This window comes from Porphyromonas crevioricanis (assembly GCF_900476255.1).
Lineage (GTDB): Bacteria > Bacteroidota > Bacteroidia > Bacteroidales > Porphyromonadaceae > Porphyromonas > Porphyromonas crevioricanis.
In genome coordinates this window covers 1,039,561-1,054,177 of sequence record NZ_LS483447.1, presented here as the reverse complement: position 1 = coordinate 1,054,177, position 14,617 = coordinate 1,039,561, and the positions used below count along the sequence as shown (strand labels likewise).

7 protein-coding genes are annotated in these 14,617 nt (G+C 44.9%); 5 read left to right on the top strand and 2 right to left on the bottom strand.

Translation table 11 applies throughout. The features are described 5' to 3' along the window. Nucleotides 1-285 precede the first annotated feature (285 nt). The 5 genes from DQN70_RS04715 to DQN70_RS04695 are packed head-to-tail and all read left to right on the top strand — an operon-like array spanning nt 286 to nt 6,042. Complete coding sequence (locus DQN70_RS04715; RefSeq protein WP_023940954.1) at nt 286-2,073, top strand: tetratricopeptide repeat protein; 1,788 nt, start codon at nt 286-288, stop codon at nt 2,071-2,073. Between the two features lie 46 nt (nt 2,074-2,119). Next, complete coding sequence (locus DQN70_RS04710) at nt 2,120-2,998, top strand: DUF4292 domain-containing protein (RefSeq protein WP_023940952.1); 879 nt, start codon at nt 2,120-2,122, stop codon at nt 2,996-2,998. Next, nucleotides 2,995-4,278, top strand: a complete 1,284-nt coding sequence (locus tag DQN70_RS04705; RefSeq protein ID WP_023936114.1) for a murein hydrolase activator EnvC family protein — start codon at nt 2,995-2,997, stop codon at nt 4,276-4,278. Before DQN70_RS04710 ends, DQN70_RS04705 begins: the two co-directional genes overlap by 4 nt. After that, nucleotides 4,266-5,171 (top strand): riboflavin biosynthesis protein RibF, encoded by a 906-nt coding sequence (ribF, locus tag DQN70_RS04700; protein ID WP_023940950.1) that lies wholly within the window; start codon nt 4,266-4,268, stop codon nt 5,169-5,171. Before DQN70_RS04705 ends, ribF begins: the two co-directional genes overlap by 13 nt. A gap of 40 nt (nt 5,172-5,211) precedes the next feature. Next, nucleotides 5,212-6,042 carry a patatin-like phospholipase family protein gene (locus tag DQN70_RS04695; protein WP_023936110.1) on the top strand — a complete coding sequence of 277 codons (831 nt, stop codon included), beginning with the start codon at nt 5,212-5,214 and terminating at the stop codon, nt 6,040-6,042. A gap of 557 nt (nt 6,043-6,599) precedes the next feature. Here DQN70_RS04695 and DQN70_RS04690 read toward each other — a convergent pair. Further along, on the bottom strand, nt 6,600-8,999 hold the full coding sequence (locus DQN70_RS04690; RefSeq protein WP_023940915.1) for a C10 family peptidase: 2,400 nt from the start codon (nt 8,997-8,999) through the stop codon (nt 6,600-6,602). 804 nt (nt 9,000-9,803) lie between these two features. Then, nucleotides 9,804-14,546 carry a hypothetical protein gene (locus DQN70_RS04680; RefSeq protein WP_042226113.1) on the bottom strand — a complete coding sequence of 1,581 codons (4,743 nt, stop codon included), beginning with the start codon at nt 14,544-14,546 and terminating at the stop codon, nt 9,804-9,806. Between the last annotated feature and the right edge of the window lie 71 nt (nt 14,547-14,617).

Sequence of the window (14,617 nt, the reverse complement as noted above, 5' to 3'; positions counted from 1 at the left end):
AAGGTAAAACTTTCGAGTAAGAAAGAGGGCTTTTTATTCCAGTTTTCCCCACTTTCATTATTCTATCCATGTGTCTCTTGTTGTCTCTATCTTTCGTGTAAAGCACAAGAATACCTTCCGCTATCGGATGTAGGGGAATAAGTGAGGTGTAATTAAAAATGACACTAATGGAATTAAAAGGACGAGGTAACAGAGCCTTATCTTCTCAGCACGGACAACCCCTATCGATTAAACGGAATTGTGTAATATTGAACCTGCAAACAGATAAACCAAAACGACAAGAGCATGAAAAGCATTGTTCGCAGCTTCGTATCCTTAATATGCCTTCTCTTCTACGCCCAAATGTCAATCGGGCAAGAGGCAATCAAAACATCCCCCAACAAGCAATTATTCGACTCTCTATTTTATCAGGGAGTGCTGTCTGCCAACACAGGTAAATACCCTCAGGCAGAAGAGTTTTTCACCCAAGCCTATACCTTGGATAGCCTCTCCCCTGCCCTTTGCTTTTCGATGGGAAAAGCCATTATCAGCCAATTGGCAGAGGCAGATTCGGTAGCAAGACAAAGTCGCATGGGAGAGGTGGAGACATGGCTGGGGAGAGGTTACCGGCTTGCTCCTCTCGACTTAGAAATGGGCAATCTCTATGCCCGAGTATTGATATACAGAGAGAAAGAGAGAGAAGCCTATGGAGTATTGGAGGACCTTATCGATAAATTCCCCGAAAGAGACGAACTGAAGATACAACTTATGGAAGTGGCTCGCTCATCCGACGAACTCACAGAGGCAACCTTCCCCTTGATGAAACAATGGTTGGAAAAAGCAACGGACGAAGATGCAGTCGTGTCTTTCTTTTCCGAAATAGTGCGGATATCTTTGGAACAAAAGCGCAGGCAAGACCTCTTGCAGGCCGTTCGTACCCTGACAGAGCGTTTCTCCACAAAAACAAACTTCCGAATACTGGGGATCTTTACCCTGATTAGTGCCGATGAATACAAAGAAGCAGCCAAGCAGCTGAAAAAGTTGGAGCGTATATCTTCCGACCCCACGGATAAGTATATAATGCGCTCAATCTATCTGATAGCAACAGATGCGAAGAAAGCCTACAAGTACATTCGGAAAGGGCTATCCAATCCGGAGATCGACAATGAGAAAAAGATCCAACTGTTGTACGAAATCTTCAGCTCTCAAGTAAAAGAAGCCAAAGGCTGGACAGACCGACAGACAGACTCTCTCGTGGAGGAGCTCTACCGGATTTATCCACAAGAGAGCGATGTGGTACATTTCTACATACTATGGTGCCTGCAGAAGGAAGATTCGGCCTATACCGAGCAGGCCTATCAAACCATTGAGCAAGCTCCTGAAATAGAGATCATTTACGAAGTTCTGCTCAGCCATGCTATCGAGAAAGAAGACATGCAGCAAGTGCACCGAATTTGTGACCTATCCAAGAAAAATAGGCCTCTGGACCACCTTTATTACCTTTTCGATGCCATAGCCTATACCAACGAGGAGAAAATACAGCAGGCAATAAGCGAGCTACAACTGGGGCTGGACAGAATATCTACAGCCCCGGGAGATACAGACAAGAAAAAGACTGCTCTCAGTCAACTATACTCCGCTATAGGAGACCTCTACTATGCCCAAAGTGATCTGGACTCGACTTTGAATGCCTATGAGAAGTCCTTGGAAGCCTATGATAGCAACGCAGATGTATTGAACAACTATGCCTACCTCTTGGCTGAAAGGGATACGGATCTGGATAAGGCACTTCGCCTGATCAAGAAAGCCTATGATCTGAATCCGGATAATCACAACATCCTGGATACTTATGGCTACATCTGTCAGAAGAAAGGTTTGCTGGAAGATGCCGAGAAATACTACCGAATGGCTCTGAAAGATCCGGAAGGAGCGATGAACAGCACCATACACGATCATTTGGGAGAAGTATTGCTCCTCATGGGAAAGAAAGAAGAAGCCATTGAAATCTGGCAGCAAGCCCTCATCCTCACCGAAGACAAAAAAGAACCTTTGCGCAAAAAGATACGGGCAGCAGGGGGAGAACCACAGTACTGAAGAATCAAGCTAATTGGCCTACCTTTGCGACCGTAAGATACTCCGTATGAGAAAATTCGACTTCACTCCTTGGCCATGGCTGTTGGCCTGTTTGCTGGTGACTATTTTGGCCCTATTTGCTTCGAGCTGTTCTTTGCGCAGCAAAGTAAAAATGGGCTCTTGGGATGTGGCAAATATGAGCAAAAGCCAGCTCGTAGAGCTTGTCAATGAGCAAAATCCGGCTGTATGGAGGCTACGATCGAGTGTGCGGGCGTCTTTTCCTCGCAGCCACAAGGCTTCATCGGTAAGAGTCGATTTGTCTATCAGAGCAGGGGGCGGTATGCGCTTGATCATCGTGCCGATGCCTCTCTTTGAGCTTGGTCGTGTGTGGATAGAGCCGAACAAACTTTTTCTACACATAAACCCGATCAATACCTACTGCGAGGCTTCTTGGTTGGATATTTCTCGATATTTTGACATTGATATTGACTACTCGGTTCTCGAATCCCTCCTTTTGGGGCGTGTCTTCCCCTCCCTATCGAATTTTCTTTTTTCTACCGGCCATCTAAAGCCGGACAATGTAGAGCTGCAATACAACGGTAACATACCAGAGATTGTCTCCTATGGCAACTCGGGACGTACCTATATATTTGGCATCAACCCCCACGGCCGGCCAGATTATCTACTGATCACCGGTGACCGCAGAAGGGAACTGATAAGGGTAGACTATCTCGAATATGAATTTCGGCCGGATCTGGGCTATATGCCAGGGCGTATTGAGCTGAGACATTCGGGGCCACAAGGTGTCACCGAAGTGTTGAATTTGGATATGAACCGCTGGAGGATAGATGATGTGACAAGTGAAAAAGATTTCAGCCCCAATCCCAAGCCTGGAGCAAACAAAGTCTCCCTAAGCGAACTATTCATCCTTATAAACGATCTATGAAGAAATACGGACTTCTCTGCTTGATGCTTGTCTGTCTGACCCTCTCCGCATGGGGGCAGAAAAAGAGCCGACAGGTGCAGAAGTTGGAAAAAGAGCGGGCCGAGGCTCTGAAAGCGGTAGAACGTACCGAGCGAGAACTAAATAAGACTCGCAAGGACGCCCGGAATGTCTCCAAACAGGTGGGACTGCTGCAGACGCAGGTAAAACAAAGACGCAAAGTAATCGACCTCCTCTCAGCTGAGCTGCAAGTTTTGGATGCCGAGACGGACTCTTTACGATCCAATATCACCTCTCTGAGAAAACAGGAAGAAATGCGCAAAGGCGACTATGCCAAGGCTGTACAGGCCATGCAGCGAAGACAATCCTCTCTGGATCGTATCCTATTTCTCTTCTCAGCTCGAGACTTCAACGAAGGGACTCGCCGTATGATGTATATGAGTCAATATGCACGGGCACACAAAGAGGCCGCAGCCGAGCTACGCAACGTGCGTGAGCAAATAGAGGAAAAACGTGCTGCTCTGGAGAATACTCGTGCCGATAAACGCTCCGTTCTCTCCATGAAAGAAGACGAAAAGAAGAAGTTGCAAAAGGAAGAGCAGGCTCTAAACAAAGAGGCTGCGGCCCTAAAGAAAAAAACCTCCAACCTACAACAGCAACTAAGCAAGCAACAGGCGAGGGCCGACGCTCTGAACAAAAAGATAGAACAACAAATAGCCTACGAAATAGCAGAAGCCGAACGCAAAGCCCGAGAAGCGCAGGAGAGAGCTGAGCGAGAACGCGAGGCCGGACGCAAAGTCCCCAAGATGGAAGAACGACGAGCGGTGACCAAAGGAGGTTATGCTATGGATGCAGCCGAACTCAAGCTCAGTAACTCATTCTCCGGCAACATGGGCAAGTTGCCGGCCCCCGTCCGTGGACGTTATACCATAGAGGTTCCTTATGGGAAGAGCCGAGATAAGCACAACGCTCGTATCACCCGGGATAATGGAGGTGTAGATCTGGCAGTCTCTGCCGGTAGTGATGCTTATGCCGTGTTCGATGGGATCGTCAGTCTTGTGTTCGTGCAGCCGGGCTACAATACGGCTGTGATTGTAAGACATGGCAACTACCTCACAGTCTATGCGAACCTGAGCAGTGTCTATATCAAAAAAGGAGACAAAGTACGCACAGGACAAAAGATAGGACGTATCTTCACAGACCACTCTTCGGGGAAAAGCATTCTGCACTTCGAGCTGTGGCGTGAGAGGAACAAACAAAACCCTATGTCATGGATCAGGTAGTTGCCACTATCGGTACTTTCGATGGAGTGCACAAGGGGCATCGCTTCCTCATAAATCAAGTGAAAAAGAGAGCTCTGGATGCCGGGCTGAAGTCCATGGCTATTACATTTGAAGCTCCCCCCATACTTGTGCTAAGACCCGAACTCTCTCCGTCTTTCCTCTCCTCTACACAAGAGAAGGTAGAGCTGCTATATAGAGCGGGAATTGACCGGGTAGAGCTTCTTCGCTTCGACAAAAACCTTGCGGCTCTCTCGGCTCGCCAGTTTATCCAAGAGATCTTACACGAGAAGCTGCATGTAGCACAGCTCGTTGTCGGTTACGATCACCGTTTCGGGCACAACCGCTCCGAAGGATTTGAGGACTATCGCCGCTATGGAGAAGAGTTGGGTATGCAAGTCGAACTCGCATCCGAATTCATCATCGGCAATCTGGAATTGAGCAGTACGACCATTCGTCGTCTACTCACAGAAGGAGATTTGCAGCGAGCCAACGATCTACTGGGCTACCCATACCGAATATCCGGCAAAGTGGTAGATGGCTACAAAAACGGACGCCTTCTGGGATATCCCACAGCCAATATAGAGGTGAAAGACCCTCACAAGCTCCTTCCGGCCGATGGCGTCTATGCTGTGAGAGTACGGCTACCCGAGAAAACGTATGGAGGAATGCTCTACATCGGGAAACGCCCAACTTTTGAGAATGGAGAACATCGTAGCATTGAAGTGAATATATTCGATATAAAAGCAGACCTCTATGGGAGTGACATTGCGGTGGATCTGCTTGCCCATACCAGAGGAGACTGCAAATTCGACTCTCCCAGTGCCCTGCGCGAGCAGCTGCATCAGGATGCAGCGCAATGCAAAGAGATACTTGCCTTATCCTCCAAAAGCTAAGAAGGAAGTGTAATAAATCCTGCAATAATTCATTTTCCATATGTCTAAGAAGCAATATCCTCCCAGCTATAATATAGGATTGGCCTTGAGCGGAGGCAGTGCTAAGGGATTTGCCCATCTGGGGGTGTTGAAGTATCTGCAAGAAAAACACATACAGCCGGAGATATTGGCCGGCACCAGCATAGGGGCTCTAATGGCTGCTCTCTACTGCGATGGCTACGATCCGGTGGAAATCATAGACCTTTTTAGTGGCCAAGACTTTCGCAAAATGACAAACTGGCAGCTCCCCAAGGGAGGTCTGTTCGATACAACTGCTTTCCGCTCTTTCCTGCGTTCGATACTGAGGCACGAACGACTCGAAGATTTGCCTCTCCCCCTCCATATCGTGGCCACAGACCTCGATAGCGGCAGGAGTAAATATTTTGAGGAAGGTCCATTGGTAGAGATTATTACAGCCTCATGCAGCATCCCTGTTCTGTTCAACCCAGTAGAGATAAATGGGACTTATTATGTAGACGGAGGTCTGTTCAAAAACTTACCAGCCTCTGTCATTCGCCCCTACTGTCGAGTGCTGATCGGGGTACATTTGGATCCTGAAGAGTCTCCCGACTACAAGAAAAACATTCTGTCTATAGCCGAGCGGAGTTTCAACTATATCTTCCGAGCCAACTCTCTCCCGGATCGCCAGCTTTGCGATGTATTGGTAGAGAGCAACAGGCTACAAAGAGTTCGCCGCTTCGATATAGACAATGCACCACGCATAGCCAAGTTGGGCTATGATATGGCAACAAAGGCCTTTACCAAAGTGGATATGGAAGAACTCCTGTTAGCTTCTCTCAACCAGCATCGTATCCTCTCCGCTTCGGAATAAAAAGATTTGTCCTCCCTCTTTTCTTACTCAAATGCAGGTAAAGAGGGGGATATTTGGGGAGACTGCCTCACGGTCTCCTTTCTTTTTTTTCACTCCTCATCCAGCAGACCTATTTGAATCTATTACAAGTCGTCCCTTAAGAAGGCTTCTTTAAGCAATATTAAATGGTGCCTCGCTTATTATTTTGACAAGCACTCAATTCTCTCGATTACTCGGTATCTTTTTGTCGATCGCTCAGCATCTTTTCCGGGAAGCTCCGAATGAGCACATCTAAAGCACCTAAGCTTTCGGCAAAAAGCAATAAAGCTTCGAGCAAAAAGCAATAAAGCTTCGAGCAAAAAGCAATAAAGCTTTCAGGCAAAAGCAATAAAGCTTTCAGACAAAAGCAATAAAGCTTTCAGACAAAAGCAATAAAGCTTTCAGGCAAAAGCAATAAAGCTTTCAGGCAAAAGCAATAAAGCTTCGAGCAAAAAGCAATAAAGCTTTCAGGCAAAAGCAATAAAGCTATGAGGATCGCTTACGATTTTACTGCATCGGATTAAATGCCACTTCAAACTTTAATTTTTGATAGATAGCTTGGCTGTTTTCTCTCCCACACTCAGCAAGTAATTACCATTGGGCAATCTAAACTCAATATGTACAAAACCATTTTCATTAGTATGACTGAAAAATAGGCATCGGCCATCCAAAGAGAGGATCCGTACTTCTTCACAGGGCTTTGCACCAAAAACCTCCACATAAGTTCCTGCCGGATTGGGATAAACCTGGAAAACTGCTGCTGACAGATCCGTCAAAGCTGTGTAATCGACAAATTCGGCTACGATCTCAGTATCAGCCACGATCTTAGCCATCCTCTTCGGCATAATATCAACACCATTGGCAGTGAGCTTCTCCAAGCGACATTGATCATTTTTTGGAAAGTCAACTACAGTGAGAGTCATTCCATAAGGCACCTTGTCAAGAGGGAGCTTCTCTGCGATAGCAATTGTCCCATGCTCATTGCTGCGAAGAGTCACCACAAAAGTCTTCTGGACAAAAGTGGCAACAATATGAGTGGGACCGGAAACAACAAACGTTTTGTTTTCTTTTATATCCTCTTCATTGGCAGTAAGAGTAGCAAGTTCCCACCCCTCTGCGGGAGCAACTACAACTGTAAGAGTTGTACCATGAGGTACCTGATTCAGATCATCAAAACCCTGAATTGTAACCTCTCCATCACCAATTTTCCTCACAGTTACAGGGGATACTGCTGTTGGATCACTCGGATTGCTTTGTTCATAGTTTCTCCATGCTCCGTCTTTGAAAACCTTCACGATCCAGTTCTTTTTCGTGGCAATAGCTACATCTGCGTCAGTACAGCTATTTTTCTCTTCGTTGTTATCCAGATCTATCAGGCGCAGCTCTCCTCTAAGTGCTTCGGAACGCTGAGGGAGCGAATTTATAAGTCGAGTCATAGCCTCGCCTTTTATCTTATTCGCATGACAATCTATATACTTGACATTGGCACAAGAAGAAAAATCGAGCTCGGAAATTTTATTTTTCGAACAATTCAAGACCTCTAAATCGGAGCTCCGTATCGCACTTATTGTTTTAAAGTTATTTTCTGAGCAATCCAACTCAGAAATACCTCCATACAGACCGACCTCCGAATTTATTTCGGTACTATATTCCACTCGCTTATCTGAGAGACTCAATGTCTCATTCCAATCATACTCCTTACTACTATTCAGGTCTATCCAGGCATCGTTGCGAATTACCTTGACTTGTAACTCTACGCTATAGCTGGTTGTCGAAAGCACAATTGCTGATCCGGAAATAGGGGCTGCAATAAAAGGAGCTTCTTTCGGAATCATCCCTTTCAGAACCCATTGATTAAAGTTATAGCCATCTCCATATAGGAATCTGGGGTCGAAAGCATCAAGAGCAAAAAAGCCATCATCTTCACCACTCCATCCCCAATTGATATGAACGAACCCACTCTCATTTATCCCATCTGCCAGGAAGAAATGTCCTCCATGTCTCTTGCTCTGCGCTAAATGAAGTACAGGTCTGTTTGCTTTGAACTCTTCATGTAGCATCTTCATCCAATTCTCATCAGTATATTTCTCTCTACCAACAATTTCAGTGTCATAGAGAAAATTATTCTTCACCGCATAAAGCAAATCACTCATGTAGGCACCACTCCCGGCTCCATAGGGAGAATAATTCATCTTCATGGCTATCCCACAAGCATACATTAGATCGCTCACAGCCTTTGCTTCAACATCGGTATAATTCCCCTTTGTATAAACCTCTCGCATATTGTCAAAGTCGAATGAGATTGTAGACAAGTCTTCTACGATATGCAGATCATGCTCATTTGAAGTATAGTTCACCCGACCTATAGCTCGTTCAGGGTATCGGTTGTATGCAATAAGCATAGCCAAGGCAGTGGCTCCGCATCCAGTATAGGAATGCTTACCTCCTACCTCAGGAGCACGACGATTGTAGGGCTCGAGCTGATCCCACTTGTAAGGGATCATCGGCTCTATGGGAGTGTAAGTCGTCTGGACTTTATTTTTTTGCTTTTGAGGATCAAGAAAGGAAGCCAACTCCAGATACATCTTCAAAGCCGGAGACATAGAGGCATAGTCGATTCTGCCATCAGGAGAGTAGGCCAATATCTGTGACCTAAGCCCCTCTATGTCCGAAACAAGCACAAATCCTTGTTTCTCAGGTAAATTGAAGGCATGAACTCGAAATTCTTCCGGCAAGTAAGTCTCTCGTAAATCAACCTTGGTAACCTTGGATTTGGGTTTGACATGCTGTAGCATCTCAAGAGCAACGGAGCGGGCTCTTTCTTTACCCAACTGAGCCGTTGCCATATCAGGCAACAACAAAAGACAAAGCAACAGGGAGAACACAAATGGCAACCTCAGTCCATAGAGATTAATCCGATGTAAAAAACTCGTTTTCATACCCACAAAGAGATTAAATGATAGAACAACTATTCAGACCTCGGGCGACTCTTATTTCTCCAAGCATAAGAAACAACAATCCTAATGCAGAACACGATGTCAAATCTGCCAAGAAGCCGAGGATTGCAACAAATGTATGAAAAGAATCTAATGATACCATCGCATAAATTCCGGGCATAAGTCCTTGGGAAGTTCCCAGAATAGCATATGATTGTGTATTACTATGTTTATTTTCATTTCTCGTCAGACATATTTTTTCTGCTCCGATTAGGGGTTTTTCAATAGAGTTTAGCGACTCCTTTTCGATGCCAAGGGGAGGCATTTTTGACTAACACGGGAGAAAACAAAAATTCTCTCCTGAGAAAAAATTTGCTCTCTCCTGTGTTAGCAAAATTTCTCTCAGGAGAAAAAATCGACCTCTCCAGAAGGCCCTATTCATCGAGGTTTTGGGAGGTCGATATAAAGCACATAAAAAGGAAGAGATTTGCCTGTTTATATAGCCGAGTTTTCTCTTATTTTCTCGTTTTCACCACGAGCGAAAATTTACAAAACATACACGGTTTATTAGCCTTGCAGAATACGATAATCTTGAAGGTATTGAGATGGAGGGTGAAGGGGAGTATACTTGTCCTCGAATGTCGAAAATAATGCGGCGAATGTCAGGTTATACGGCAGTCTCATTGTAGGAATTGTACAATTACACTGATAACAAGGTGTACATAAACACGAATGTCGGCAGTGAATAATTCACTGCCGACATTCGCATGAAAATTATCGTATAGGGCAACTTACCCTAAACTCTTCTCAGTTGGCCATATCGAACTTACGAACCTGACGACTACCATCCTCTAAACGAAGATCGATCATCACAACTCCTTGCACATTGCTATCAATATCAATATCGGCATTGGTAGAGCCAGCAAACTGCCATTCTCCACAGCGACGGCCCTGCATATCGAAGATCACAACAGAGCGTAGCCCTACACTGCTATCGATATGCAGAAGATCTCCTCGGCGAGAGATATGCAAATTAGGAGAAACAATGGATTCGAGAGCTGTCGGCTCATTCTCTACTCCGAAACGTTTTACCTTAAGAACAAAGCGTTCGGCCGGGCGATCACTTGGCTGATGCACAAAGCGATAAGTGGAGTTGGACAACAAGTCTTGCTCTTTACCCTCCATCTTGTCTATCAACGTGAGTTGCTCGTATACAGAGCGGTCGAGCTGATCAAATGACATCTCCATTTCTCCGCCCAGTGTTGCCTCTACACCAAGAGCGAATGCACCATAGGCTTTCGTTGGGCTTTCTACCACATTGGAAGCTCCTGTTTCGGGGTCTACAAAGAAGACAGTCGGCACAAAGCTGTACTCGCTATTACTCAAAGCAGGTACCGAGCCTTTTCCCTCCCAGCTCAGGTAGGAAATGGTTTCTTGGCTACGTGTGTTACTTACACGAACGGAGAGAGGATGTACCGTGGACTCGTCAGAAGCAGACTGCAACTCAACCAACTCTGTACCCAATTCTGTACGCCAAGAAGGCAGCAAGACGGTATTGCTTCCTACCGGGAAGATAAGCTCTGTAGCAGCATTCTTCTTACGCAAAACAATCGACTGCAATGGAGCAATAGACTTGCCAAGGTTCACAGAAGTCCCGGTATTTTCCTTGTTATAGAACTCCCAAACTCCTCTCTTTCCATTGAATATGTAGTAATAAGGATAGATCACATCTTTGTTGGCTTCCCAAAACTTATCAAAGTCAATCGGGGTCATGAAAGGGTTACCCATCATAAACCAATCATCGGCTTTCATTCCTTCTTTCAAGCTCAATACATATCCTCTTTCGGGAGTACCGGACAGTATTACGTTGCCGATCTTCTGGTCAGCTCCTTCGAATATAAAACGATAAGCATCCTTAGAGCGTTTGCCCTTATCTGTTTTATTTACGGGCTGGAGGGTATTATCGTTGTAGTAGCCGAAAATACTGTTCACTCCATCGTAGTAATGGAGAGGATAGGCACTAACACGGGATCCATCTTCAAAGAAGGGAACACGAACAATCCCATTTAACTTATTGAGATGCTTGTGATCATCATAACCAACGATCCCGGCCTGATACTTACCGACCTTGAGAGCCATTGCACCATTGTGATCGGATAGCTTCTCAACCAGATTATTGATTGGCTTTTTGAAAGAGGCATCGGTAGGCTTATTGCCTCCAACCTCGATCTTCAAATAACGCTGATAAGTCTTGGGATAGCCAGCTAAGCCGAAGTCTCCGGAGAATATCTCCTTAAGCGGAGCAGCAATCATATACCACTGATCTCTATCCATCAATTTGCTGTCAGCTTCGGGGAAATACTGTTCCCGATGTGCTTTGATCTGATGGTCGGCATCAAGGATCCCAAAATTATAATCCACATAAGCCTTTTGATAGGAGAGGAAGTGTGGGTTACCCAGTTGGGAGCCATGGTGGAGATAAAGCTTATCGCACTCGGGATTTCCATAGGTTTCCCGCTTGGTCTCGGCACCCAAATCCGGGAAAGCCTTGTCCACTTTGGCCGGAATATGAACGGTGGTACAAGATGCAGGCACTGCATTCACGGGCTTTCCTTCTTCATTTGCCCAATTCTTCACATTATGCCAGTTTGCATCAACAGCGTCTTTGCGCCACCAAAGCAAGCGAGGAGCAACGGAAATAGGGAATTCAATTGTTACCGTCCCATTAGGGTGCCCATCACACATAATACCATTGATAGTCACCTTGAAAGTCCCTGACAGATCGGATGTAGCATTCTCAATCTTCAGTTTACGCCCCTTGTAGACATTCTTGTTAGGCAGCTCCCATACATAGGCATTCTCATCATCACTGGCATTGATTGCAGCCACCATCAACTCAATAGTCTCTCCTTCACAGAACTTACGTTTTTGGTCTTTGGACTGAATGGCGATAGGCGAAGGTAGAGAATAAACAATCAGCTTCTCTATCGAAGAGTTCTTACACTTCTTGTCTACAATCTTTGCTTTATACCCCTGAGGATCAACAGGTATTTTGGGATCTGAATCCTTAGCATTGGATCCCAGTCTAAATTCAGCTCCCTTCCCTTTTTTCAGATCTTCCAGAGAAACATCAATCGAAGCCAAAGCCTTAGAGTCATTCTCCAGATCTTCATCTGTCGCATCTCTTCTGAAAAGACTTACCCGAACATCTCCGACATAGTTAATTGGATTTACTCGAATAAGTCCAGAAGAGTTGTTCGGACAGATATACCCTATGTATTTCTCTCTGTCGTAAGAGAGCAAAGCATTTGAGAGTCGGAAACTATAAGTAGAAAGACAAGGCAACAGCTGTTCTGATTTAACCTTATCCGGAGCATAAATCAAACGAACCTCCATATCCCCCCTCGTTTCAGGTACATCTATGTAGATCTTGGAAGGATCATCTTCTCCATGAGTTGAGATAACTCCGTAGTCATTCCAGTGAGCCAAAGCAGTCCCTTTGAGATTTGTTCGGATATCTTTCTTCCCTATTCCATCAGGGTATTTGGTTATCAGCAAGTTAACCGAGGTTGATTTGCCATCTTTCTTCAGAAGATCCTTTCCATTCCCAGCGAAAGGGAAAACACGTGCATATCCACACTCCTCTTTTGAGAAGTGAGGGGTAAAAGCATCCCTATTTTCAGTGTATTTAGGGCTATTTTTACTTAACTCCTCTTCAGTAAATACTTTCTCTACCTTATATTTCTTATTACAGATTTCGACCTCAAACTCATACTTCCCAGCCGGAATATGTATGTAAGTCTTTTCTCTTTCTTTCCCTCTCTCGGAGAAGACATGAAAAAATGAACTCTCAAAATCATTGGGTACAGTATAGACATCACCGACCTTCATGGCTCCCTCCAAAGGCTTAAATCCTTTTGGCGCACTCACAAAACGAATAATGTGTCCTTTCATAGCCTTGGCAATAGGATAAGCACGTATCAACATATCAACCCTATTCTTGCCCTCACAATAATCAGGCAACAAAGCTATGCTCTGATCATATCTCGTCTTCTCCATGGGCTCAAATTCAAGGATCTGCTTGGAACCTCTAGTATCTGTAACGATGACCTCATAAGTTTTGTCTCGGCTCAAGTCTGTATCAAACTTGGTATACTTCCCTCCCTTATCACTATGGTGGTCGATATAATTGAACTCTTTTGTTTCAATTATTTGAGACGATCCTTTTTCCTTGAGCTGACCCGTGAGAGGCAAACACATAAGATTAACCGTCTCCTTATGCGGACGCATCCTTATCCCATACTTGTCGTTGCAAACATCGCCACGATTCTCAAGGTAATGCTCCACCAATTTGGGGAATGGTTCCGTCTTGCCATCCTTAGGTTTGTATGGATTGAAGCCTTCTCTCATCTGTTCGTCCGAACCGACAACTTGCAAAAATACTTCGGGCCAGTATTCTTCTTTAAGCCACATTTCCTCATAGCTCTTGCCTTCTGGCATCCGGTAATACAAGCTTCCCTCAGCTATGCCTTCGACTACAATTTGTTCAGAGCCGACCCCAAAAGTCTCATCATGTTTGTTAGGTCCTCCATAGTTTGAGTAAGCGTAATATTTAGGTTTCTTACCTTGCTTGCTCTCTGCTATTGTTTGAAATCCGTAATGATAGTATTTAGAAAGCGTATCCAGATTATTGATATAGGGATATATATCCCGAGTTGGCTCTTCGTAATGAAGAGAAGGTCTCTTATTGTGCCAAAATGCAACCCAACCACATTTAGTTTGCTTCATGTAGAAGTTCATGTACGGCTTCCAATAAGGAAAATCTGCTGCCCCTCCCTGCGGCAAATCTGAAGCTACATACTCCATTTTCACGCTGATGGCAGGTGCTTCCTTACCACAAGCATCAGACATCTGAATCACATACTCCCCAACAGGCAACTCATAGAGATACTTCTTCTTGCCATTCTCCAGATCGGTAAATACCTTCTTTCCTTTGTATGTATTAGGGCTGCTCAAAATAGTAGCCTTGTAAGGAGCTGTCCCATCTTTTACGAAGAGGGAAACAATACCCGTAAGTTTGTACTCAGATGCTCCTTCCGGTTTATACTTATTCAAAGACTTCCGCTCAAGCGTAACCGTCGTAGTCATGGGAACGTAGGAAGAAGTAACCGTGATGGGAGATCCTGTCAAGAAAAAAGATACTCCACTGTTCTTTAACTGAACCTTCGCACGAGGTATGTATATGCCCGATCCGACAGGAAATTTATTTTCCACAACATAATTCCCAGAAGGAGTCAATGGCTGACCGTCCTTGGTATCCAAACGATAAGTCTTTATTACCTCGCCGACAGGATGCCCCGGCTTGGGCGAAACTTCAATAACGATATCTCCATCGATACCTCCACACTTGGAGTGAGTAACTGTTGTCTTAATCTCAAAGTCGTCCAAACTCTGTGCAGCGAGCTTCGGAGATCCAATCAAAATAAAAAACACAGACAAAGCTCCCCACAGAAACTGTCGAACTCTGTTGCATCTAATAAGTAAATTCATCCTCTTCATCTTTTTTGTTTTTCATCCAGTTGATTTTAAGGGAGGGTGAAAATACAACATCCTTATGAAAT